Annotated in this window: 21 protein-coding genes and 1 riboswitch; of the genes, 8 read left to right on the forward strand and 13 right to left on the reverse strand. The window is 72.2% G+C overall.

Translation table 11 applies throughout. From position 1 onward, the window contains the following. Positions 1-6: 6 nt before the first annotated feature. Both ABZU32_RS07400 and hisC read left to right on the forward strand, forming a co-directional pair. Positions 7-666: an NUDIX domain-containing protein gene (locus ABZU32_RS07400; protein WP_354842552.1), complete on the forward strand. Its 660-nt coding sequence runs from the start codon at positions 7-9 to the stop codon at positions 664-666. A gap of 262 nt (positions 667-928) precedes the next feature. Continuing rightward, the gene (hisC, locus tag ABZU32_RS07405) at positions 929-1,993 is read left to right on the forward strand and encodes a histidinol-phosphate transaminase (protein ID WP_354918450.1); all 1,065 of its coding nucleotides are present in this window, start codon (positions 929-931) and stop codon (positions 1,991-1,993) included. A 242-nt stretch (positions 1,994-2,235) separates the two neighbouring features. Here hisC and ABZU32_RS07410 read toward each other — a convergent pair whose 3' ends face one another. The 6 genes from ABZU32_RS07410 to purD form a co-directional block, all read right to left on the reverse strand. Continuing rightward, positions 2,236-2,592, reverse strand: coding sequence for a nuclear transport factor 2 family protein (locus ABZU32_RS07410; RefSeq protein ID WP_354918453.1), 357 nt, complete (start codon positions 2,590-2,592; stop codon positions 2,236-2,238). A gap of 228 nt (positions 2,593-2,820) precedes the next feature. Continuing rightward, positions 2,821-3,759, reverse strand: a complete 939-nt coding sequence (locus tag ABZU32_RS07415; RefSeq protein WP_354842544.1) for an EamA family transporter — start codon at positions 3,757-3,759, stop codon at positions 2,821-2,823. Positions 3,760-4,073: 314 nt separating this feature from the next. After that, positions 4,074-5,306, reverse strand: coding sequence for a transcriptional regulator (locus ABZU32_RS07420; protein WP_354843166.1), 1,233 nt, complete (start codon positions 5,304-5,306; stop codon positions 4,074-4,076). A 439-nt stretch (positions 5,307-5,745) separates the two neighbouring features. Beyond that, positions 5,746-7,017: a UDP-N-acetylglucosamine 1-carboxyvinyltransferase gene (murA, locus tag ABZU32_RS07425; RefSeq protein ID WP_354842541.1), complete on the reverse strand. Its 1,272-nt coding sequence runs from the start codon at positions 7,015-7,017 to the stop codon at positions 5,746-5,748. Positions 7,018-7,157: 140 nt separating this feature from the next. After that, the gene (locus tag ABZU32_RS07430) at positions 7,158-8,339 is read right to left on the reverse strand and encodes a hypothetical protein (RefSeq protein ID WP_354918456.1); all 1,182 of its coding nucleotides are present in this window, start codon (positions 8,337-8,339) and stop codon (positions 7,158-7,160) included. Positions 8,340-8,422: 83 nt separating this feature from the next. Beyond that, positions 8,423-9,655 carry a phosphoribosylamine--glycine ligase gene (gene purD / locus ABZU32_RS07435; RefSeq protein WP_354918459.1) on the reverse strand — a complete coding sequence of 411 codons (1,233 nt, stop codon included), beginning with the start codon at positions 9,653-9,655 and terminating at the stop codon, positions 8,423-8,425. A 417-nt stretch (positions 9,656-10,072) separates the two neighbouring features. Here purD and corA point away from each other — a divergent pair, with 417 nt between their 5' ends. Together corA and ABZU32_RS07445 are read left to right on the forward strand one after the other, a co-directional pair. Further along, positions 10,073-11,206 (forward strand): magnesium/cobalt transporter CorA, encoded by a 1,134-nt coding sequence (gene corA / locus ABZU32_RS07440; protein ID WP_354918462.1) that lies wholly within the window; start codon positions 10,073-10,075, stop codon positions 11,204-11,206. A gap of 258 nt (positions 11,207-11,464) precedes the next feature. Then, entirely contained in the window at positions 11,465-12,649 is a 1,185-nt protein-coding gene (locus ABZU32_RS07445) for a hypothetical protein (protein ID WP_354918465.1), read from the forward strand. Between the two features lie 226 nt (positions 12,650-12,875). Here the strand turns inward: ABZU32_RS07445 and tenA are convergent, their stop codons facing one another. Further along, positions 12,876-13,574, reverse strand: coding sequence for a thiaminase II (gene tenA / locus ABZU32_RS07450; RefSeq protein ID WP_354918468.1), 699 nt, complete (start codon positions 13,572-13,574; stop codon positions 12,876-12,878). Beyond that, a riboswitch (TPP riboswitch) is annotated at positions 13,567-13,677 on the reverse strand. It overlaps the preceding gene by 8 nt. 9 nt (positions 13,678-13,686) lie before the next feature. Then, a complete protein-coding gene (locus ABZU32_RS07455) occupies positions 13,687-14,286 on the reverse strand; it encodes a hypothetical protein (protein ID WP_354918471.1) in 600 nt (199 codons plus the stop codon). 1,068 nt (positions 14,287-15,354) lie between these two features. Between ABZU32_RS07455 and ABZU32_RS07460 the strand changes: the two genes are divergently transcribed. Together ABZU32_RS07460 and ABZU32_RS07465 are read left to right on the forward strand one after the other, a co-directional pair. Next, positions 15,355-15,600, forward strand: a complete 246-nt coding sequence (locus ABZU32_RS07460; RefSeq protein WP_354918473.1) for a hypothetical protein — start codon at positions 15,355-15,357, stop codon at positions 15,598-15,600. Between the two features lie 40 nt (positions 15,601-15,640). Further along, positions 15,641-16,168, forward strand: coding sequence for a hypothetical protein (locus tag ABZU32_RS07465; protein WP_354918476.1), 528 nt, complete (start codon positions 15,641-15,643; stop codon positions 16,166-16,168). 128 nt (positions 16,169-16,296) lie between these two features. Here ABZU32_RS07465 and ABZU32_RS07470 read toward each other — a convergent pair whose 3' ends face one another. Both ABZU32_RS07470 and ABZU32_RS07475 read right to left on the reverse strand, forming a co-directional pair. After that, complete coding sequence (locus tag ABZU32_RS07470) at positions 16,297-16,986, reverse strand: hypothetical protein (RefSeq protein ID WP_354918479.1); 690 nt, start codon at positions 16,984-16,986, stop codon at positions 16,297-16,299. After that, positions 16,962-17,549: an ATP-binding protein gene (locus tag ABZU32_RS07475; protein WP_354918482.1), complete on the reverse strand. Its 588-nt coding sequence runs from the start codon at positions 17,547-17,549 to the stop codon at positions 16,962-16,964. Before ABZU32_RS07475 ends, ABZU32_RS07470 begins: the two co-directional genes overlap by 25 nt. A gap of 58 nt (positions 17,550-17,607) precedes the next feature. Here ABZU32_RS07475 and ABZU32_RS07480 point away from each other — a divergent pair, with 58 nt between their 5' ends. Both ABZU32_RS07480 and ABZU32_RS07485 read left to right on the forward strand, forming a co-directional pair. Continuing rightward, entirely contained in the window at positions 17,608-17,895 is a 288-nt protein-coding gene (locus ABZU32_RS07480; RefSeq protein ID WP_354918485.1) for a hypothetical protein, read from the forward strand. Then, positions 17,892-18,653, forward strand: coding sequence for a hypothetical protein (locus ABZU32_RS07485; protein ID WP_354918488.1), 762 nt, complete (start codon positions 17,892-17,894; stop codon positions 18,651-18,653). The genes ABZU32_RS07480 and ABZU32_RS07485 overlap by 4 nt, the downstream gene beginning before the upstream one ends. 121 nt (positions 18,654-18,774) lie before the next feature. On the opposite strand, the gene ABZU32_RS07490 is transcribed toward ABZU32_RS07485, so the two are convergent. The 3 genes from ABZU32_RS07490 to ABZU32_RS07500 all read right to left on the reverse strand — a co-directional run bounded on the left by ABZU32_RS07490 (position 18,775) and on the right by ABZU32_RS07500 (position 22,033). Then, positions 18,775-19,977, reverse strand: a complete 1,203-nt coding sequence (locus tag ABZU32_RS07490; RefSeq protein WP_354918491.1) for an XRE family transcriptional regulator — start codon at positions 19,975-19,977, stop codon at positions 18,775-18,777. A gap of 137 nt (positions 19,978-20,114) precedes the next feature. Next, positions 20,115-20,939: a hypothetical protein gene (locus ABZU32_RS07495; RefSeq protein WP_354918493.1), complete on the reverse strand. Its 825-nt coding sequence runs from the start codon at positions 20,937-20,939 to the stop codon at positions 20,115-20,117. Between the two features lie 173 nt (positions 20,940-21,112). Beyond that, positions 21,113-22,033: a glycerophosphodiester phosphodiesterase family protein gene (locus ABZU32_RS07500; RefSeq protein WP_354918496.1), complete on the reverse strand. Its 921-nt coding sequence runs from the start codon at positions 22,031-22,033 to the stop codon at positions 21,113-21,115. Positions 22,034-22,040: the final 7 nt, after the last annotated feature.

The following is a 22,040-nucleotide window of genomic DNA, read 5'->3' on the forward strand; positions in this document are numbered from 1 at the left end:
CCTGCCATGGTCCCGCGCATTCCCGTCAGCGTGGATCTCGTCGTGCTCACCGTGCGCTGCCAGCAGCTCAGCGCCCTCGTCTGGCGGCGCGACCGCCCGCCGTACCAAGGGTGCTGGGCGCTCTCCGGCGGCTTCATCCAGCTCGAGGAAGATCTGCCCGCCGCCGCGTCCCGCGTCCTCGCCGAGCGCGCGGGGCTGCCGGGCGCCCCGGTGCACCTCGAGCAGCTCCGCACCTACGGCTACCCCGACCGCGACCCGCGCCAGCGCGTGGTCAGCGTGGCCTACCTCGGGCTCGCGCCCGACCTTCCGGCCTCCACCGAGGCCCACATGAGCTGGCAGCCGGTGTCCTCCCTGCAGACCATGGCCTTCGACCACCGGCGCATCATGCTCGACGGCATCGAACGCGCCGGCGCCAAGCTCGAGTACACCTCCCTCGGCGCGGCGTTCTGCCCGGAGGAGTTCACGGTGGCCGATCTGCGGCGGGTGTACGAGATCGTGTGGGGACGCCCGCTCGACCCGCGCAACTTCCACCGCAAGGTCACCAAGGCCGACGGCTTCCTGGTGCCCACGGGCCGCACCACCACCCGCGACGGCGGCCGTCCCGCCATGCTCTACCGCCGCGGCCCCGCCGAACTCCTCCACCCCCCCATGCTCCGCCTAGGTTGAGGCTGTGTTCGCTTGGCCTCCCTCCGCTCGGCGGGCTCGGGGCGCCTTTGAGGCGGCGTCCTTCGTCGTCGTTCACGAGCGCTCGTTCCTCGCACTCGCTCTCTCCTCCTCAGAACACCGCCGCGCCCCGAGCGGGTTCTTCGGCCGATCCGCTGGGATCGGTCGGGGGGTTTGGTTCACATGGGGAGGTCGGGGGCCGGTACTTTTCCACAGGGGCGCGGCCGGAGGTTCTCGTGGGGTCGGCGCGTCATAAGGTAAGGCCATGCCGCGTTTCCGTCCCATCCTCGACGAGATGGCCGCTTATCGGCCGGGCAAGGCCGTGGTCTCCGCCGACGGCCGGTCCTTCAAGCTGTCGTCCAACGAGTCCCCGTACGAGCCGCTGCCGTCGGTGCTGGAGGCCATCGCCTCCGCCGCCGCGGAGGTCCACCGCTATCCCGACCCCGCCTGCGTGCGGCTCACCGAGGCTCTGGCCGAGCGTTTCGGCGTGCCTCCCGAGCACATCGCGCTGGGCGCGGGCTCGGTGACGGTCGCTCAGCAGCTCTTCGCCACCGTGAGCGACCCCGGCGCCGAGGTGATCTACGCCTGGCGGTCCTTCGAGGCCTACCCGCTGCTCGCCGACCTCGCCGGCGCGGTCTCAGTGCGCGTCCCCCTGGCCGATGAGACCCACGACCTCGCGGCGATGGCGGCGGCGATCACCCCCGAGACGCGCATGATCTTCGTGTGCAACCCCAACAACCCGACCGGCACGGTCAACCGCGCCGCCGAGCTGACGGCCTTCCTCGACCAGGTCCCCGGCGACGTGCTGGTCATCCTGGACGAGGCCTACCGCGAGTACGTCCGCGACGCCGACGTGCCCGACGGGGTGGGCCTGTACGCCGACCGGCCGAACGTCGCCGTCCTGCGCACCTTCTCCAAGGCGTACGGGCTGGCCGGCCTGCGCGTCGGCTATCTCATCGCCCACGAGCCCGTGGCCGCCGCCGTGCGCAAGACCATGGTCCCGTTCGCCGTCAACAGCATCGGCCAGGCCGCGGCGATCGCCTCGCTGGCCGCCGAGGACGAGTTGCTCGAGCGCGTCGAGACGGTCGTCAAAGAGCGCACACGCGTCCGTGAGGCCCTTCTCGGGCAGGGCTGGCAGGTGCCGCCCACCGAGGCGAACTTCGTCTGGCTGCGCCTCGGTGACCGCACGCTGGAGTTCGCCGAACGCTGCGCCGTCGACGGTGTGGCCGTCCGCCCGTTCGCCGGCGAGGGCGCCCGCGTCTCCATCGGCTCCCCCGAGGCCAACGACACCTTCCTCGCCGCCGCGGAGTCCTTCGGCGCCTCCGGCTGACCCTCCCCAGCCGCCGACTCCCAGCGCCCCTCCACCCGGCAGAGCAGCGTGTTCATCGTTCTGGCCGGGTGGCGCGGTGCCCGGTTCGGCCAGTGCGCTGTCCACGAACATTCACCGGCTCGGGCGCCGTAGCAGGCGCCGGCATCGCCGTACCACGACCCGCCGACCCGGCGCCGATCACTGTGGCACGTGGCCGGGGGTGCAGAGCCGCGCCCGGTGAACGTCTGTGGTCACCGCACTCGTCAGGTGGTGCTGCGGTATGTCCACATTTCGGCCATCTGTTCATCCTCAACCCGAATTAGCCAGATCATGCCGGTCCCCGGCGTGCTGAGGTCCTGTCCTCGGCGAACGCTGCCGATGGCCGCGATCCGATCAGCGTCGGCAAGGATGCGTTCAATGTGGAAGCGAAGGTCCGGCTGTGCCGCTCTGATCTGCTCGATCGCACGTTGAACACCTCCTGGGCCGGCCACCTCGGGGTGGGCGTGATCGATCCAGTCTTGCCGGAGGATGTCCGGGGCGGCGGAGACATCGCCGGTGTTCCACATATCGAAATAGCGTGCCACTACCTGCTTGGATGCCGTGGCGACGGCTTCGCTCATCACTGTTGTGCTCCCATCCGGGGTCCGCTGTGATGTCGAGTCCACCTTATGGCGGACATGTCGTCAGTGATCACCTGGTCACCGACCAGACCGACCGTCAGAGTGCGGGGCCGCGCGTATTGCTGATCATGCCCAGCCGGTTGGTGGTCTGCGTTTCCTCAACCGTGCCTGTCTTGGACGGAGAATCTCCGGCCGGTCGGGGGGGATCCGCCCCTGTGGGGTTGTCGGTCAGGAGCGGGTGAGCTGGGTCTCGCCTGCCTGGTCGGAGGGGCGGGGGCGGCGGGCGTGGCGTTCGGTGGAGACCACCAGGGCGACGCCCAGCACGATCACCAGGCCGCCGGCGATCATCTGGCCGGTCGCCCGCTCGTTGAGCACGACCACGCCGAGGAGCACCGCCACGACCGGGTTGACGTACGCGTAGGTCGACACCAGCGAGATCGGCGCGTTGCCGAGCAGCCAGATGTAGGAGGTGAAGCCGACCAGCGAGCCGGCCAGCACCAGATAGGCCAGCGCCAGCCACGACCCGGCGCTCACCTGGTCCAGGTGCAGGCGTTCCCCGACGGCCGGGCCGACGATGAGCAGCCCGGCGCCTCCGACGATCATCTCGACGGTGCTGGCCACGAACGGGTCCTCCGGCATGGGGATGCGTCCGGACAGGAACGAGCCGAGCGCCCACGACAGCGAGCCGGCGAGCACGACCACGATGCCGGTCGAGTCGGAGGACCCGCCGCCGGTGAGCGACAGGCCGGCCACGCCGCAGAAGCCGATGAGCACCCCGGCCAGCGAGAGCAGGTGCGGCCGGTCGCGCGCGACGGTGCGGAAGATGACCAGCCAGAGCGGCACCGAGGCGACCAGGAGGGCGGCCAGGCCGGAGGAGATGTGCTGTTCGGCGACCGCCACCATGCCGTTGCCGCCGAGGAGTAGCAGCAGCCCGACCAGCCCGCCACCGCACAACTGCCGGCCGTTCATGCGCAGGACCGAAGGACCCTTGCGCAGCACCAGCACGGTGCCGAGGATGACCGCCGCCGCGACGAAGCGCATCCCGGCGCTCACCAGTGGCGGCATGGTCTCGATCGTGAGCCTGATGCCGAGGTAGGTCGACCCCCACACGACGTACACCGCCGCGAGCGCCGCCCACACCTTGATGTCACGAGTGTTCTCGACCATAGCTCATGACAATATCGATCGGCCCGACGGCGGCACACGCGGGTATCGGACCGTGAGACGTACCCCCGCGATCCGCCGCCGGTGCTCACCTGCGCCATCACCCGCGCCGCCCGTCGGAGGCCGCTTTGTCCACAGGCTGTGGAAAACCGGCGACCCGGGACTCGGCTCTTTTCTCCGGCCCCAGATGCGGAAATGTAACAATTCGTGGCTCAAGCGGGGCCAGTTGTCCACAGGCTGTGGACGACGCGTCGCCGCCGCCGCACCCCTCGGAGGCGCGGGTCGCCCGCCCCACACGGGCGACCCGCCCCCGGAGGTCAGCGTGGGCCGAGCTTCTCCACGATGAGGCGGTAGAGCTGGCGCGGGCGCCCCGGCTGGGGGGTGCGGTTCGGCGGGAGCGGCCACGCGAGTCCCTCGTCAACCAGCGTGCGCAACAGCCGCCGAGCCGTGCGGGGAGTGACCCCGAGCATCCGCCCGGCGCTCTCCGCGTCCACGATCGTGTCCCCGCCCTCCAGCTTGGCGGCCAGCCTCGCCAGCACCTCGACGCCCTTCGGCCGGCCCTGCCCCGGCGCCTGAGGAGGCATCCGCGGCGCAGGGACGAGTGTCCGGCCCTCGCGGTCCACCGCGAACCCCTGCGGCTGCTTGCCGGCCTGCGAGCGGGCGAGCGCCGCCCTGGCGTGCGTCTCGGCGTCATGAGTCGTGCGTCCCATGCCGACGCCGACCTCCACGGCCAGCCCGAGCTCGTCGCGGATGCGCGCGGCGAAGGGCAGGACCCGGAATCCGTCGGTGGCCGCCGCCATGGAGCCGCGGGTGGCCGTCACCAGGTAGCTGTGGTCGTCGATCGCCCATACGGCGGCGTTCATCCGATTGGCCTCCTGCACCAGCAACCGGTGCAGTGACAGCCGCAGCTCGTCACGCCAGTACCTCGGAGCCGCCCGCCGTACGGGCTCGCGTAACGTCGGCACCTCGATGAGCACCACCGTCAGCTGCGACTCCTCCAGCCTGTGGTGCGCGCCGAGCAGCGCCGCGGTGTGCAGCGCCGTGCGCACCGCCGCGGAGGTCGGCCGCACCCGCACGGTCGGCACCCCGGCCGCCGCGAGCCGGTCGGCCACCGCGGGCAGGCAGGTCAGCGCGCCCGTCGTGGCGCCCTGCCTGATCAGCCGTTCGTGGTAGGCGGCGACCGTGCCGGTCGCCCCCGGCTCCTCACGCGTCTGCACCCCGCCCGTCGGCATGCCGAGGTCGGCATAAGCCTCCTCGACGTCCGAGCGGCTCAGCAGGTCGACGCTGACCCTGCGCGGGTCGATGCGCTCGTCCAGCGCGGCCCTGGCCAGGGCCGCGGTGAGGGCGGGGCCCCCGAGCTGGACGTACGTCGCGGGGATCGTGAGCACGCCCGAGCGCCTGGCCAGTTCGTACGGCACGGGGCTGGCGAACAGGCAGGCGTCCACCCCCGGGCCGAGCCGTACCACCTTGTCGGCCGCCTCCTGTTCGTCACGGTAAGCCGCGGCGACCAGCCGGCACGGAACCGGGGCCGCCGCGTGGCCCATGAGCATCACGCGTTCGACCAGGTCGTGAGGCCCCACCACCCCGATGGTGAGGTCCGGGCCCGATGCGCCCACACGTGATCCTCGCGGAGTTTCTTCGGCCCTTTCGACCAATGTTCGTCCCATCCCGCCATACCTTCGATGGAGGCGCCGCGCCGCGCGGCACCCCGCGGCCGGCGTGTCCGGCCCGGTGGGCGCCCGGCGTGGCTTCCTCGCGAAATCCACTGGTCGAGTCCGCCTCGCGGGGGGCGCCGGTCAGGCCGCCGGAAGGCGGCATGCGGCGTCTCCGGCTCGGGTTCGTCTCCCATCCGGTCTAGTCCTCTTTGGAACGATCGCTCGCCAAGGCACTAATGTCACGCCCGGATTTGCCGGAAAGCGGCTCTCCCATGCCCTGAAGGCATGGCAAGGATGGCTATATGAACAGGTCAGAGGCGGTTTACGGGCTCAGTCAGGTCGTAGGGGAAATCTCTCTTACCACATCTCCACCCAGGGCCTTCATGCGTGCCGCGAGGTCGTGGTGGCCCCGGTCGATGAGGTAGCCGGGCGAGACGACGGTCTCGCCGTCCGCGGCCAGGCCCGCGAGCACGAGCGCGATGCCCGAACGCAGATCGTGCGCCGTGACGTCGGTTCCGGTCAGCGGGGTGGCGCCGTGGACGACCGCGCGGCTGCCCTCGACCTCGATGTTGGCGCCCATCTTGTTCAACTCGCCGGCCAGCGCGAACCGCCCGTCGAAGATGCGCTCGTGGATGTAGCTCGCCCCGTCGGCCAGGCAGGCCACCGTCATGATCGGCGACTGCAGGTCGGTGGCGAACCCGGGGTAGGTGTCGGTGATCACGTTGATCGGGCGCAGCGGCCGGTCGCGGCGGACGTTCAGCACCGCGCCGTCGGTGGCGAACTCGACGCCCATCTGCTCCAGCTTCCAGCGCACGACGCCGAGGTGCGCCAGGGAGGCGCCGACCAGGTTGACCTCGCCGCCCGTGATGGCGGCGGCCATCGCGAACACGCCGGCGTCGAGGCGGTCGGGCATGACCCGGTGCTCCACGGCGGTGAGCTCGTCGACGCCCTCGACGGTGATGAAACCGGTTCCGCCGCCGCTGATGCGGGCGCCCATCTTGGTGAGCATGTCGATGACGTCGAGGACCTCCGGCTCCAGGGCCGCGTTCTCGATGATGGTGGTGCCCTTGGCGAGCGCCGCCGCCATGATGAGGTTCTCGGTGCCCGTGTGCGAGGGGGTGTCCAGGTACAGCGGGGCGCCGGTGAGGCCGGCGGCCTTGACGTGGATGACGCTCTCGCCCTCGTCGACCACCGCGCCGAGCCGCTTGTACCCGAGGTAGTGGAAGTCGAGGTTGCGGCTGCCGAGGTTGCACCCGCCGACGCCCTCGATGACGGCCTCGCCGAGGCGGTGGAGCAGCGCCGGGACGAAGAGCACCGACCCGCGGAAGCGCCGCGCGATCTCGGCGGGCAGCACCGGACTGGTCAGGCGGGATGCGTCGATGACCAGAGTGCGCTCGGCCTCGTGCAGCTCGACCTTCGCCCCCACGGACTCGGCCAGCTCCACCGCCCGGCGGACGTCCTCGATGATCGGTACGTTGCGCAGAACCGTGCGGCCCTCTGCGGCGAGCAGGGCCGCGCCGATCATCGGGAGCACGGCGTTCTTGGCTCCCTGGATGAACGCGGTTCCACGCAGGGCGTTGCCGCCGCGCACGCGGTATCGAACCATATGTAGAGGCTCCTCGAATTCTGGTAAATGACGCGCCAGTTAAGCGGACGGCGGCAGAGTTATCCGCCCACAGTAGCCCTTTCGGGATGGCGGCCCGGCCACTTTGGCGCCACTCCGCTACCCGGTGAAGCGCAGATCATTCAGCGTACGGAGGTGTTGGTCCCGGCACTGGGCGACGCGGCGGTCAGCAGCGTGTTCGCCCGCTGGTCCACGAACCGCGTCACGAGCTGCTGGGCGTACCCGAACACCATCGCCCACACCAGGATCGAGGTCTGCGAGCTGAGCCCGCCGAACCCCGGCACGAAGCCCGAGTTGAGGATCAGCAGGCCGACGATCGCCGTCGCCACGCCCGCCGGGACCTTGAGCAGGTTCTGCGCGACGGCGAGGGAGTAGCGGGTGGACAGCTCAGAGCGGGTCGACAGGCTCGTGGCCGTGGCGAGCGCCGCGCCCAGCATCCCGACGAGCGCGACCAGCGGCACGTCCCCGTGGGTCGGGGCGCCGGCGCCGGCCGGGCACCCCCCGCTGCTCATGTTCTGCCCGAGGCTCGCCAGCAGCGTGCCGTTGCCGCACATGGGGATGGCGGCGGGCCAGATCGCTCCGACGGCGACCAGGCCGGCGACGATGAGCGTGAGGGTGGCGACGCCGCCGAGCAGCAGGTTGCGGAAGCTGCGCACCCGGCCGCTCTCGATGGAGGCCATGCCGTAGGCCGCCCGGAGCACCGCCTGCAGCAGCGACCGGTCGCTCTCGCCGATGTCACCCGCGGCGACGCGCGCGGTGAGCCCGACCAGCCGCGCGTCGTCGGCGGGCAGGTAGGCCCGCCCGGTGGCGAGGACCTCGGGGGCGCGGGCGTTGAGCTCGCCGGCCGGCAGCAGCCCGTACAGCAGGATGGTGGCGCCGTAGATGTTGGACCACGCCGCCTCGATGGCCTGCCCGGTCAGCCAGCGCCGCCAGCCCTGCCGCTCGTGCGCGTACCGCGCGGCGGCGGCCAGGTGGCGTTCGATGGCGGTGTGCAGCGGCCGAAGGCCCCGCTCGTCCGGCCGGGCGGCCAGGCAGCGCCCGGCGTCGGCCGCGATCTCCTGGGCGCGGGAGGCGATGTGCACCCGCCACACGCCGGGCCAGCGCAGCACGTCCTGCTCGCTGAGCCCGGCGATGTCGTCCAGCGCGCCAGGCCCGTCGTTCCCGCCGGACTTCGCCGGGCGGGCGGCCTCACCCGGCCCGCGGGCGTCGGCGCCGTCCGTAGTTGGGGCGCCGTCCGTCCTGGGGACGGCGTCCGCCCCGTCTTCGGCGGCCTCGTCCGATCGCACGGCCGGATCGGGTGCCATACGTTCCTCCAGGGTTCGCCCGTCCCCCTGGGCTTATCGCGACCGGCCGCCTCGGCGCTACCGGTTTGCGATCATTCGTTCCGTCAGGCGCGGGCGGCGATGTCGGAGCGGTGGTGGGAGCCGCGCAGCCTGACCTGCTCCACCTGCGCGTACGCGGCGGCGCGCGCGGCGGCGATGTCGGAGCCGGTGCCGACGACGTTCAGCACCCGGCCGCCCGCCGACACCACCCGTCCCTCGGCGTCCAGCGCGGTGCCGGCGTGCAGGACGTAGGCGTCCTTCGCGACGGGGTCGAGCCCTTCGACGCGGTCGCCCCTCACCGGGTCGGCGGGGTAACCCTCGGCGGCGACGACCACGGTGACGGCCGCGCCGTCGCGGAAGCGCGGCGCGGGCTGCCGGTCGAGGGCGCCGGTCGCGCAGGCCAGCAGCAGCCCGGCCAGCGGCGTCTCCAGCCGGTCGAGCACCACCTGCGTCTCGGGGTCGCCGAAGCGGGCGTTGAACTCGATGACCTTCGGCCCGGACGCGGTGAGCGCCAGCCCGGCGTACAGGACTCCGGTGTAGGGGGTGCCGCGCCGGGCGAGCTCGCCGATGGACGGCAGGACGACCTCGTCCATGACCCGCTCGGTGAGACCCTCGGGCGCCCACGGCAGCGGCGTGTAGGCGCCCATGCCGCCGGTGTTCGGGCCCTGGTCGCCGTCGTAGGCGCGCTTGAAGTCCTGGGCGGGCTGGAGCGCGACGGCCGTGGCGCCGTCGCACAGCGCGAACAGCGAGACCTCCGGGCCGTCGAGGTACTCCTCCACGACCACGCGTCCGCAGGCCGCCGCGTGGGCGAGCGCCTCGGCGCGGTCGGAGGTCACCACGACGCCCTTGCCCGCGGCGAGCCCGTCGTCCTTCACGACGTACGGAGCGCCGAACGCCTCCAGGGCGGCCTCGGTCTCCTCGGGGGTGACGCACACGCGGGCGCCCGCCGTCGGCACGCCGGCGGCCACCATGACGTCCTTGGCGAAGGCCTTGGAGCCCTCGATGAGCGCGGCCTCCTTCGACGGCCCGAAGCAGGGGACGCCCGCGGCGCGGACGGCGTCGGCGACGCCGGCCACCAGCGGCGCCTCGGGCCCGATGACGACGAGCTCGGCGCCGAGGCGCGTGGCCAGCGCCACGACCTGGCCGGGATCGGTGGGCACGACCGGGTGGAGCGTCGCCACCGCGGCGATGCCGGCGTTGCCGGGGGCACAGTGGAGGTCGGACACCGCGGGGTCCAGGGCGAGGGCGCGGCACAGGGCATGCTCGCGGCCGCCGCTTCCAATCACAAGAACGCGCACGTGGGGAGTCTACGGGGCGGGTCTGGGGTCGCCGGACGCCGCGGGCGTCGCCGCAGGTCGGGGCATGTAGGGGGGCGCCTGCCGGGAAAGAACGGCCGGTCTTCACAGGCCGGGCGGCGGCCTTTTGTGAACTTCCACATGATCGAGTGATCCCGTGGGGATGTAAGCTGGGGGCTGAAGCCTGCCTGTGGTAAGTTAGGGCGGCTTTGGGCCGTCTCTCGGGAGATTGGAGGTGGAATCGGGATGACATCTGGTGATCCCAGCAGTACGTGCTCGCGCACGTACGTCGTGCGCAAACCCGACCACTCCAATTCGGTGTCCGACTGAGAGCCACACGCCTGTTCTTTTCTGCGACGTTCGTCGTGCTTTGATGCTTTCCGCGTGTGGGTTCCCGAGGTCGGGCGGGAAGGGACCGCCATGCGCTCGTCCACCCTTTTCCAGCGGATCAACCTGCACCAGCGCACCACTCACGTGCGCCTCGGCGCCTCGGCGCCGGTCACCTCTCTGCGCCGTGGGCCGCTCAACGGCCGCTGCGTTCCGCCGAGTGACTCCCTTGTGCAGTACGGCGCGTACATCGCCGGCAAGCGTGTCCACGTGTCCGGCATCCCGGAGGCCGTGAGTCTGGTCCGCGAGCACAATGCCGCGTCGGAGACCGGGGGCGCCTACGTCTGGGTGGGGCTCCACGAGCCGGAGGCCCCCGAGGTCGAGTGGCTGGCCGAGGTGTTCGGGTTGCACCCCCTGGCCGTGGAGGACGCCATCAAGGCGCACCAGCGGCCGAAGGTCGAGCGTTACGGCGACTCGCTGTTCGTCGTGCTGAAGACCATCGCCTACCTCGACCACGACCAGTTGACCGCCTCCAGTGAGATCATCGCCAGCGGCGAGATCATGGTGTTCGTCGGCCCCGACTTCGTGGTCACCGTGCGCCACGGCGAGCACTGTCCGCTCGCGGACGTGCGCGGCCGCCTGGAGGACAAGCCCAAGCTGCTCTCCCGCGGCCCCTCCGGCGTCCTGCACGCCATCGCCGACCACGTCGTCGACCGCTACCTGTCGGTCGCCGACCAGATGCAGGCCGAGCTGGAGGAGGTCGAGGCGGCCGTCTTCGCCGACGTCAGCTCCCGCGACATCGGCCGCATCTACCAGCTCAAGCGCGAGATGATCGAGATGAAGCGCGCGGTCACGCCGCTCCAGACGCCGCTCGGGGCCCTGCCGCAGCGCCGCATGATCCCCTCCGAGATGCGCGAGTACTTCCGCGACGTCGTCGACCACCTCTCACGGGTCTGCGAGCAGGTCGAGTCGTCCAACGAGCTGTGCAACTCCATCCTGCAGGCGGCCCTGGCCAGGTCCAACGCCCTGGCGAACGAGGACATGCGCAAGATCTCCGCCTGGGTGGCCATCGTCTCCGTGCCCACGATGATCGCCGGCATCTACGGCATGAACTTCAAGCACATGCCCGAACTGAACGCCGTCTGGGGCTATCCCCTCGTCATCGGCGTCATGCTCGTCATCTGCTCCCTCCTCTACCGCGGCTTCCGCCGCAACAGCTGGCTCTGACCTCCGGGCAGCCCGCCGCGTGCCGGCACGGCAGCCGTGACGGCGGCCGGCGATCCGCCGGCCGCAACCCCTGGATGACGATCCCGGCGACCGGGGCCGCCGGCGACAACTCCGGCGGCGGCGAGCCCGATGCCCGCGCGCCCGGTGGTGTCGATCCCGTCGACCGGGGCCCACCGGCGACCAACCTGGCGACCTCTGCTCGTCGGTGACAATCCCGGCGACCCCGCCCGGTGCCCCGTATGGCCGTACGATCCCCAGATGAGCAGGCGCGCGCCGGCGGCGGTGCTTCTGGCGATGACCATCGCTCTGTCCCTGGCCGCGTGCGCCTCCACCGCCCGCCCCGGTGCCCCGGCGCCCTCTGCGACCCCCGTGCTGTCCGGGTCCTCGGCCGGCACGCCCGGCCCGAGCGCTGTTGGGGTGCCCGACCCCGCCCCGTCCGTGGCGGCGGGCCCCACCACCCCGCTGTCCGTCGTCCAGGGTGAGGCCGAGTGGGTCGCCACCGGCGTGCACGAGTGGGGCGGCTCCATGAACACCGCCCTGGTGCTCGCCGAGGACGACGCCTGGGCCGCGGGCCACCACGACGAGGGCGCCGCGCTGATCAGGCACTGGGACGGCCGGTCCTGGCGGGAGGTGGCCGCCCCGGTCAGGGACGTCGCGATCCGCACCGTTTCGGCCGCACCCGGCAGTCGCGTCCCGTGGATCTTCACCGGGGACGCCCGCGCGTGGCGCCGGCAGGGCGGGGGCTGGGTGAGCATGGGCGGCCCGGCCGGTCCGCGCGGGCGCCTCCTGCGGGCGGCGGCGGTGACCGGGGCCCGCGAGGCGTGGACGGCCGGGGTGCTCACCGAGGACGGTGAGACGCCCTTCCTGGCGCACTGGTCGGGCGGGGTGTGGCGAGAGCTCGCATCCCCGGGCGGCATGGAGGTGGAGGCCTTCGGCGCGTCGTCGCCGCGCGAGGTGTGGGCGGTCGGCGTGGCGGGCGGGCATCCCGCGATCACGCGCTGGGACGGTGAGCGCTGGGCCGCCGCCCCGCTGCCCGCCGCCCCGGCCGCGGGGGAGGGCCACTTGACCGGCGTGGCGGTGAGTCCCTCAGGCGAGGCGTGGGCCGTGGGCCGAGTGAACCGGCCGGGTGAGCCCCCGGAGAACGTCCTGTTCACGTGGGACGGGTCGCGGTGGACCGCGCCCGTCGTCCCGGCCTCCCGCCTCCCCGCTTTCACGGCCGTCGCGGCCGACGGGCGCGGCGGCGTCTGGATCGGCGGTGGACGCGGCGGCGACGTGATCGTGCACTACGCCGCCGGACACTGGACCGTCGAGCGGACCCCGCACCGGTCGAGCCCGGCCGTGTACGGCCTGGCGGCCGGGCCTGGCGGCGTCCCGGCGATCGCCGTCGGCGGCGAGCCGGACTACGACGAGGACGGCCACGCCTGGATCTGGACCCGCCGCTGACCCCGCCCTCGCCCGTCCGGACCGCGCCCCCGTCTCGTTCGGCACAGACCTCCGTGTGGTCGCGGGGGCACGAATGCCCGGTGGCCACAGCATGGGCCTGCCGCCGAAGATCATGTTCCGGGTGGAGGCCCCGTCCGGTCACGCGGCGACGACGTCGGCGCACCCGTCATGCGCCGGCAGGACCATGACGACGGCTCCCACCCGATCGCGAACGCGCCGCGCCCGGTCAGACGGGCCAGGTCTCCGCGCGCCAGGCGGCGTCCCAGAACATCCACTCGTAGCGCGAGGTGGTGACGAAGTGCTCCAGCGCCCGGGTGCGCTGGCCGCCGGTCGCCTCGGCGCCCGCGTGGTCGGCGAGGGACACCACCCGGCGCACCACGCTCTGGAAGGTCTCGTCCCCGTAGGTGGCGATCCACCGGCGGTACAGCGGGTCGGGTGAGGACTCTTTCATCAGCGCCTCGCCCACCCGGGCGTAGATCCAATAACAGGGCAGCACCGCCGCGAGCCCGTCCAGGAACGACCCGCCGTACACCGTCGCCAGCAGGTAGCTGGTGTAGGCGCGTGTGGTGGGCCCCACCGGCTGCCCGGCGGCCTGCTCGGCCGACCCGCCGAGGTCGGCCATGAACGCGGCGTGCATCTCCTGCTCGGCGGCGATTGCCCCCACCGCGTCGCTCGCGAAGGCCCGCACGTCCTCCTCACGGGGCGCCTTGGCCGCGCACAGGGCCAGCGCGCGGGCGTAGTCCCGCAGGTAGTGCGAGTCCTGCACGACGAAGTGCCGGAACGCCGCGCGCGGCAGCGTCCCGTCCACCAGTCCCCTGATGAACGGGTGGTCGAGGATGGCCTTGTACGTCGGCGCGATGGCCTCCCACAGCTCCTCGCTGTACGGCCGCGCCTGCGACGGAACGACGGATTCGGACGTCGTCATGTGCACAACTCCCTACGCCGGCATGACCCGGACAGGTTCCAGCGGTCTGCGGCCACCCAGCCGCACTCTCAGCCCGGTCCACCGGACTCCCGCGTCCACTCTCGGCTCGAGCCTAGACCGTCGAGGCCCCCCACCGGGAGTGCTCCTGCCTCCACTCCCTCGCGAGCTCGGCCAGCATCGTGTGGTCGTCGTCCAGATCGCCGCCGCTGATTGCCCCGGAGATCGCGGTGAACCTGCCGGACGCCTGCGGATGCCCGGCATCGGCGGCGCGGCTGAACCAGGTGGCGGCCAGCCATTGATGGCCACGGCCCGCATGGATCGCCGCGAGCTGGAAAGCGGCCTCCGCGTGGCCGTGGCGCCCGGCGAGTTGGTAGAAGAAGATGGCGAGGCTGATCTTGTTGCCCTCGGTCTCGTAGGCGGTCGCGTAGACGTACGCCAGTTCGGTCGCCGCCTTGCGCGGTGCCGGGTGAGTGCGCAGCCGCACCGCTTCGTCGTCTCCCGCCGCGGCGGCCTGGTGGAGCCAGTCGCGGGCCTCGGCGAGCCGGTCGTGGAGCAGGGTGATGACCCACAGGCGCAGGCATGCCTGGGCGTCGCCGGCCTCGGCGTGCCGGACCAGACGGGCGCCGGTGCGGCCGAACCACCGTAGATAGCGCCGCATCGGCACCGAGATCGGCGGATCGGCCTTACGGGGCGCCGGTGGAGGGCCCTCCACAGGGGCAACGAGGTCAGGCGGCCATCCGGCCGCTGGGGAGGGATCGGTGTGGACGGGTGCCGGTGGGCGGCTCTCCACATGGGCAACAGGGTCTGGCGGCCATCCGGGTACCGGGAAGGGCTCCGCGTGGAGGGGGGCCGGCAGAGGGCTCTCCACATGCGCGACGGGGTATGGCCACTCGAACGCTGAGGCAGGGGCATGGGCAGCGAGGTCAGGAGGCCACCCGGGTACCGCGAAGGGCTCATTCTGGACGGGTGGGAAACGGGGCGGCGCGAGCGGAGGCTCGGTGGCCGGTGCGGCGGAAAACCCTGCTGGGGCGAAGGCGCCCGGAAACTCGGTGAGGGAGGTCGCGGCAGGTGGGCCTGCCGGAGCGGGGGACGGAGACGGCTCGGCGCCGGTGGAGAGGGAAGGGCGTGCGGCGCACCAGCGGGAGTGCCAGTCGGCGAGGCCGCCGAAGGCCGTGACGTCCAGCCCTGTGTCGGCCGCGGCCCGGTGGCAGGCGCTCACGAACGACGCCACCCATGGCCATGGGGGCAGCCCGTTGCGCTTGCCGGTGAGGATGTCGTGCGTGGTGCTCTCGGCCAGCTCTCTCGACCGCCGGCCATCTTCGGCGGGCGCGTGAGACAGCCGGCGTAGTTCGGCGAGGGACGGTATGCCGGCCAGTTCCCGCAGGTCGTTCAGCCGGCCGATGAAGGCCGCCACGCCGGGGTGATGTCCAGTCATGCCCTCCGCCGAATGAGTGATCGACGATCTACGTCAGGTAATGGAGTCATGGTTGCACCAACCGGGGCAATCTGACGGCCGAACCTGAATTCCACCTTGTCCGGACGTGGCGCCGGACGTTCCGCTGGGAGAATCCGCAGGCCACCGAACAAATCCGGATGGATCCGGATAGGTCGGGATGGTCCCGGTGGAAGACATCCCGGCGACGGTGGGCGAGGAGCCGGGAAACGTCGGTCCCGGGCCATAGGCTCCGGAGTCGTCCGGAGATGTTTGGGTCGGTCGTGGCCCCGCGCGGCGTCCTCCATCGTTGGTTCGGCACCCCTTCACCCCGAGAGAGAGAAGTCGATGCTGTCCTACGCCACCGTCACCCGCGCCACTCGTACGGCCCGCGCGGGTGCCGAGTCCCCGCGCCGCGCGACGCCGCAGTCTCGCCAGGCACGGCTGGACGCCGAGCTCCTCGGGCTGTTGGTCACCACCTGGGCCGTCCGCACGGGCCGCACCCCTCCCGCGCGTCCGCCGCACCAGCTCACCGCCGAGGAACTGATCGAGTTCTGGTCCGACGACCACACCGCCGGCGGGAAGGCCCGATGAGCCAGGCCCCGCCGCCCCGACGTCCACGGAGCCCGCACCGATGCCCCCCGACCAGCCCCTGACCCCCGCGCCGGCGCCCGCCGCCGCGCCGGCGATCGCCTCGGCACCGGTGGCCGACTCCGCGCCGGTGACCGACTCCGCGCCGGAGGATCCGCCCGCCGCCCTGGCGCGGCTGGTCATCACCGCCCGGCCGTTCCGAGGCGAACTGCAGGGCGAGTTGCACGCCCGCGTGCCCGCCCCGGCGACCCGCGGCGCGATCACCATGCTCGGATGCGTCGCCGTCGCGGCACTGCTGCTGCTCCTCGCCCCAGCGGTGCTGATGTACCTCGCCCCTCGCGCGGGTCTGTCTCCGGGCTGGGTCACGGCGCTGCTGGCGGGCGATCTCATCTGCGCCGCGATGTGGCTGCTGTTGAGAGGACGCGGCGCGACGCGAGCCGGCGGCCATGGATGCCGGACGCCCCGCCCACGGAGAACACCCCAGGCGGCCCACTCAGACAGGGCCACGGTGCAAACCGCTCACAGCCGCCGCCTGCCTGCCCGCCCAGATCACCGCAAAGACCGAACGTAGCGAGCCGACTCTGACCTGGTGAGGCTCCCGCCCGAGCACGCACAGCCGGCGTCCCCGCCTCACCACACCCACCGGAGCCGCAGAGCCCGTACAACCCAGCTCTGACCAAGACCTCGCCCTCAACCGGGTCAGACGGCGCTGACCGCCTCAGGTGTGAGGTCACCGTGCACCCGCTGGAGGTACTCAACGGCGTGTTCGGTGGCCGGGTCGTGGTTCAGCCGCTCGCGGTAGAAGTGGAGGCGTTCCTCGCAATCATCAATGATCTCGCTCCAGGTGCGAGCCCATATGCGAATGCCGCCTTCCCACTCGGCGATGCAGCCGGGCGGACGGTTGGGCGCCGCGGCGTCCCGTCGCACGACGTCGTCCATCTCGGTGGAGACCACCCAGAAGTCCCAGCAAACACGAGCGTCACGAAACTGCGCGTCACCGGCCACGGCTTGGGCATAGCTCTTGATCTGCGCCACCTCGAGCTGCCCGATCTTGACCCTAGGAGCCTTGAGCTCGACGACAAGGTGCTCTCGCCCCGAACTCCCCCGATGGGCCCTCCCCAGCATGAGGTCCACGATCCTGCCGTCCTCCGGCTCACGACCCATCTCCTTGAGATGGCGTGCCAGCACCATGTCCAAGTCCCGATCGCTGACCGTCAACGCGTAGGCGTCACCGAACACCCACATCCCCCGTTCGAGGATCCTGTGCAGTTCTCCTCGGCCCTGGCCTGTCCTACCGGCGCAGAAGGCGGAAAGGAATTGCTTCAGGGCGGCGAGGAAGGCCAGACGGGCGGTGACCTGACGGGTCACCGCCATATGAACGGTGTGCACGTGGTCATGATCTCAGCGACTTGCGAGAACAGGACGGGGATCAGCAAGGAGGTGCCGAGAGCGAATCCGACGGCCTTTCCGAGGGCGCCAGTGGACGATGACCTCGCCGGGTACACCGCGCAGTCGCCTCCGGACAGCCGGAGAGCCAGGAGAAGTCCACGCCCGTTCTCCGCAAGCGACGGCATATCGGCGTCCACACTCGTCCGCAGACGGTCGAGGCGCGTGGCGAGTTCTCCGAAGTCGGGGGTCCCGTCCACGACCTCGCACCAGGCGGGCACTCCTGCCTCGTCAAGGATGCGCAGCTCGTACGACCCGGCGGCGTGCCGGTCGGCGTTGGCGGCCAGTTCGGAGACGACTATCTCCGCATCGGCGAGGGTCTCCGCTTCTGCTCCTGCCTTCATGAGCACCTCACGCAGTACGGCTCTGGCATGGCGCCCCACCGCGCCCGACGGGAGGACTTCGACGAGGCGAATATGCGCCGCACCGTGCTCGCGGCTCGCCGTGTACATCGTGTACTGCGCGGCGAGGTGAAGGTCGGGAACGACATCGTCGCCTGGTCGCATGGAGCCCTCCGTTCGTACGGGTCCGGGAGCAGCAGATAACCCCGTCGCGAGGGGTGAGGTGAAGGACCTGCTGGCGGCGCTGCCGTTCGTCCCCGCCGCGATCGGCGAGTGGCTCACCGCCTGGAACTACGATCCGGTCGTCGATTCGACGACGCACCCGGGGCTGGGACCTCGGGTCGGGGCGGCGGACGTGGCGCGTATCGGTCAGGCGAAGCAGGCGTTCGCCCGCATCGACCGCGAGTTCGGCGCGGGGCTCGTGCGCCCGGCACTGGTGAAGTACCTGAACGGTTCGGTCGCGCCGCTGCTGCGCGGGCGTTACGACGACCGCACGGTGCCGCCCTCATGACGGCCGCCGCCGACATGACGTGCCTGGCCGGATGGATGGCGTTCGACGTCGGTCGCAACGGGCTGGCGCAGCGTCACTTCGCCCAGGCACTGCGGATGGCCAAGGCGGCGGACGACTCGGTCATGGCCGGCTGGATACTCGGTGTGATGTCCCATCAGGCCATCTACCTCGATCGGCCTACGGAAGCCCTTCGCCTCGCGAACGCCGCCGCCGACGCCGCTCGTCAGGCCAACGCTCCAGCGCGCCTCACCGGGCGCCTGGCCCTTGGTAGCCAGGCACTCGCGACGGCGCTCGTCGTCAGGCACGCCGACACGAACGACTTGCACACTGTCAGGCAGGTCGAGCGGCTGCTGGGCGAGGCGGAGCGGGCATACGCGCAGGAGCCGACCGATCGCGAGCCGGCGTGGCTCCCGCCGTACGACTCTACGAAGATCGTCTCTGAGGCGGCGCGGTCCTGGCACATGCTTGGCCGCCATCAGCGGGCCATCGAACGGGCCGAGGCGGCCCTGGGTGCCCAGAAAGGCACGACCCGCTCGGCGCAGCTCGCCCGCATCAACGCCGCCGAGGCGTATCTCGGCGCGGCAGAGCTGGAACAGGCACTCGATCACGCGGGAGCCGTCATTCCGACGATCCCCTCGCTGTCCTCGCCGCGACTGACCGGACGGGTACGTAGGTTCGCGGCAACCCTGGAGCCTTACGGCGACCATGTTGGCGTGCGTGCATTCCGCGAACAAGTACGCGCGCAAGCGGCGGCGTGAACGTTCCTGGCGGGAGCTCGAGGGCGGAGCCCTCGATCGGGGGCGGAGCCCCCCAAAAGATGCCGCCTGAGCCGGAGCGCCCTCTAGGGCGCGGAGGCGAGGACCTTCGCCTGGGAGGGCTTCAGGGGACGAGGCGGAGGCGGGGGCGGTGGTCGTGGATGCCGAGGAGCTGGCGGACGCGGGGGAGGTGCCAGGCGAGCTGGGCGGCCAGTGCGGGCATGGTGAGACCGGTCTCGGCGGAGGCCAGGTCGAACGCCTGGCGCAGCAGCACGGGGTGCTCCCCGGGGAAGCCGGTGATGGCCTCGTTGGCGAAGCCGGGCTGGTCGCGCAGGACGGCCAGGCGCTGGTAGGCGCGGCCGGTCGAGGAGTCCGACAGCAGGCCGACCTCGCGGCAGCGGTACAGCAATGAGTCGACCGAGACCCCCCAGGTGTTCTTCAGCTCGGCCAGTTTGCGCAGGTCGAGGCGTCGGGGGAGTTCGGGGAGGATGCTGTCGCGGGGGGTGAGGAACTCGGCGGCGAAGGCGTCGGCCTCGCGTTCCTGCTGCAGGTCGCCTGCGGCCGTGTCGCCGTGCAGCACGAGGTGGCCGAGCTCGTGGGCGGCGGTGAAGCGGTAGCGGTGGATGTCGTCGAACCGGTTGGCGGTCAGCACGACGATCGGGCGCGGCAGGTGGGAGGTGGAGAAGGCGTCCACCGTGGTGGCGTCCTCGTCGGGCGGTGGCAGCACCACGACGATGCCGTGGGCCTCCATGTGGCGGACGAGGTGGGCGATCGGCCCGGTGCCGAGCGCCCAGTGGCCGCGTAGGGCCCGGGCGGCGGCGGCCGGGTCGCGGGGCGGCTCGGCGCCCGCGTGCACCTCGCCGCCGGAGAAGCCGGGCAGGTCGACGGGGGGGAGCTGGACGCGCTTCTCCAGCGCGTGGGTGAGCTCCCACACCTGCTCGACGAACGCGACCGCCTTGGCCCGCTGGTGCACGCGAGTGGAGCGCAGGCTGCGGAAGTGCGCCATGGAGCCGTCGAGCTTGCCGTGCGGCCGTCCCGACAGGAAGAACGCCGGCGGGACGTCGAGGGCGTCGGCGAGGCGGGGGATGAGGTCGGGCCGCGGGTGGGTCGTGCCGGTCTCGTACTGGCCGATCGCCGCGGGGGTCACGCCGACGCGCTCGGCGAGGTCCTTCTTGGTCATCGCGGCGAGCCGGCGCGCCTGGGTGAGCCGGGCCTGGTCGAAGGCGTCGGCCACGGCCTGCGGGCTCGGTTCGCCGCCGGGGGCGCCGAGCCGTCTGGCGGGGCGCCTGCCCCGGCCGCCTTCACGGTCGTTGATCGTCGTTCTCACGGTCGTCGGTTCGCCGGTTCGTCGTCGTGGTCGGGCGTGCGGTGTGGTCGCGGGTCGGTCCGCGTCGTGGTCGTGGCCCAGCGTGCGGTGTGGTCGCCGGGCAGGCCGCTTTGTGGTCGCGGGTCGGGTTCGCGTGGTCAGGGTCGCCCTGTGGTGCCCGTGGATGGGGGCTCGACGCCGAGCTCGCCGTCCGCCGGGATCGGGCCGCCGTTGGCGCGGTCGGCCGCGGGGCGGCTGCTGAGGGGGAGGCCGGGCTCGGCGCCCTGGTCGAAGCGTGGCGCCGCGCCGGGCTCGGCGGCCGGGACGCCCTGGACGACCCACGGCAGCGCGGTGAGCAGCGGGATCTGCTCGCAGTGGACCCAGTGGACGCGGCCCATGTCGTCGATCAGCTCGGCCTCGCCCCAGTAGAGCTTCAGCAGGCTGGCCTGCGCGTTCGCCGCGTACGCGACCGGGATCAGCCGGGTGTCGGCGGGGAGCTGGGCGAGCAGGGGACGCGCGGCGGCCAGTTCGCGCAGCCCGGCCGCCTCGCCGTCGTCGTCCATGCCGAGGTCGAGGACCTCCTGCTCGAAGCGGGTCTTCGGGCCGAACCGGGTGAACAGCTCGCGCACCAGCGCGGACACCCGGCCGTCGCCGACCCGTGCCTCGCTGATCGGCGTGGTGTCGTCGTCGGCGTAGCGGAACGGCAGCAGCAGGTTGCCGTCGAGCACGACCAGGTGGTGCGGCGAGCCGTGCGGCCGGACGACCTGGAACCCCGGCTCGTGCCGGAAGGCGTCGACGAGCGCCTCGTAGCGGCGGGCCATCAGCGTGGACCCATAGGCGTACCGTTTGTCGCTTCTGGAGGACTTCTGGGCGTCCTGGGCGTTGGAGGCCGCCTCGAGAAGGGACGCGGCCAGCCGTCCGCGCACCGAGGCGGCGCGCTCGCCGAACCGCTCGACGGCCCACGCCGACATCTCCGCCTGCATCGCTGACCTCCCGTGGGCCCGGCCGTGCGGCCGCCGGGGCGTGCCCTCGGCCTCCGGCGCCCTGTCGCTTCAGTTTCTCGCACCCTACTCCCGCGAGCACTGCAGTTGATGTTGGGACGCGCGGAAAAGCCGCCCGGATCTCCGGCGAACCCGGCCGAACGGCGCCGGCGCGGTCAGGCGGGGGTGGGACGCAGGGCGGCGGCGGGGGCGGGGAGAGGCAGACCGCGCGAGCTCCACAGCTCGCGCATCCGGTCGGGGTAGTCGGTGACGATCCCCGCCACGCCGAGGTCGATCATGCGCCCGGCCTCCTCGGGGTCGTTGACCGTCCAGACGGCGACGGGCAGCCCGGCCGCCGCGGCCCGGGCCATCAGCCGTTCGTCGACCAGCACGCGGTCGGGGGACAGGGTGGTGGCGCCGATGGAGCGGGCCGCCGCCGCGATGTCCCCGCCGAAGTCGGCGACGTGGTCGAGCCCGAGCCACGCGGGCGTGAGCGTGGCCTTCTCGACCAGAGCGTAGCGTTCGGCGATCAGGCTCTCGGCCGCGCGCAGCACGCGCCAGTCGAAGCTGAGGATCGCCGCGCCGCCCAGCCGGCCGTGCCGGTCGAGCTCGGCGACGACCAGCTCGGTCAGCTCGGCCGGGTCGCCGGACAGGTCGGGCCGGGTGGGGTCGGACTTCAGCTCGATGTTCAGCCGCACGCCGTCGCCGCCGTAGGCGTCCACCAGGGCGAGGACGGCCCCGAGGGTGGGCATGCGGGTGCCCGGGACCGGGATCTGCGTGCGCGCGAACCGGTCGGAGGGGGACTTCGGGCGCCGCACCCCCACGTCCAGCGTGCGCAGCTGCTGCTGGGACAGCGAGCGGATCGGCTTGCCGACGTAGGGGAAGGCGGGGTCCCCGGGGATGGCCGGGCCGGTGTCCGTGCTGGTCACCGGCGACACGGTCAGATCATGGGTGAGGACGAGCCGGCGGTCGGCGCTCAGCGCGACGTCGAACTCGATGGCGTGGACGCCCACCCCCAGCGTGAAGGCCATGCCGGGGAGGGTGTTCTCCGGGCGCAGGCCCCGTGCCCCCCGGTGGCCGTGTATTTCAACCTGCACAATGGCG

Source organism: Sphaerisporangium sp. NPDC005288, assembly GCF_040607475.1.
GTDB classification, from domain to species: domain Bacteria; phylum Actinomycetota; class Actinomycetes; order Streptosporangiales; family Streptosporangiaceae; genus Sphaerisporangium; species Sphaerisporangium rhizosphaerae.

Excerpts from the sequence above, each read along its gene's own strand:
- ABZU32_RS07400 (WP_354842552.1), top strand. The coding sequence starts at position 7 with ATGGTCCCGCGCATTCCCGTCAGCGTGGATCTCGTCGTGCTCACCGTG.
- hisC (WP_354918450.1), top strand. The coding sequence starts at position 929 with ATGCCGCGTTTCCGTCCCATCCTCGACGAGATGGCCGCTTATCGGCCG.
- ABZU32_RS07410 (WP_354918453.1), bottom strand. The coding sequence starts at position 2,592 with ATGAGCGAAGCCGTCGCCACGGCATCCAAGCAGGTAGTGGCACGCTAT.
- ABZU32_RS07415 (WP_354842544.1), bottom strand. The coding sequence starts at position 3,759 with ATGGTCGAGAACACTCGTGACATCAAGGTGTGGGCGGCGCTCGCGGCG.
- ABZU32_RS07420 (WP_354843166.1), bottom strand. The coding sequence starts at position 5,306 with ATGCTCATGGGCCACGCGGCGGCCCCGGTTCCGTGCCGGCTGGTCGCC.
- murA (WP_354842541.1), bottom strand. The coding sequence starts at position 7,017 with ATGGTTCGATACCGCGTGCGCGGCGGCAACGCCCTGCGTGGAACCGCG.
- ABZU32_RS07430 (WP_354918456.1), bottom strand. The coding sequence starts at position 8,339 with ATGGCACCCGATCCGGCCGTGCGATCGGACGAGGCCGCCGAAGACGGG.
- corA (WP_354918462.1), top strand. The coding sequence starts at position 10,073 with ATGCGCTCGTCCACCCTTTTCCAGCGGATCAACCTGCACCAGCGCACC.
- ABZU32_RS07445 (WP_354918465.1), top strand. The coding sequence starts at position 11,465 with ATGAGCAGGCGCGCGCCGGCGGCGGTGCTTCTGGCGATGACCATCGCT.
- tenA (WP_354918468.1), bottom strand. The coding sequence starts at position 13,574 with ATGACGACGTCCGAATCCGTCGTTCCGTCGCAGGCGCGGCCGTACAGC.
- ABZU32_RS07460 (WP_354918473.1), top strand. The coding sequence starts at position 15,355 with ATGCTGTCCTACGCCACCGTCACCCGCGCCACTCGTACGGCCCGCGCG.
- ABZU32_RS07465 (WP_354918476.1), top strand. The coding sequence starts at position 15,641 with ATGCCCCCCGACCAGCCCCTGACCCCCGCGCCGGCGCCCGCCGCCGCG.
- ABZU32_RS07475 (WP_354918482.1), bottom strand. The coding sequence starts at position 17,549 with ATGCGACCAGGCGACGATGTCGTTCCCGACCTTCACCTCGCCGCGCAG.
- ABZU32_RS07485 (WP_354918488.1), top strand. The coding sequence starts at position 17,892 with ATGACGGCCGCCGCCGACATGACGTGCCTGGCCGGATGGATGGCGTTC.
- ABZU32_RS07495 (WP_354918493.1), bottom strand. The coding sequence starts at position 20,939 with ATGCAGGCGGAGATGTCGGCGTGGGCCGTCGAGCGGTTCGGCGAGCGC.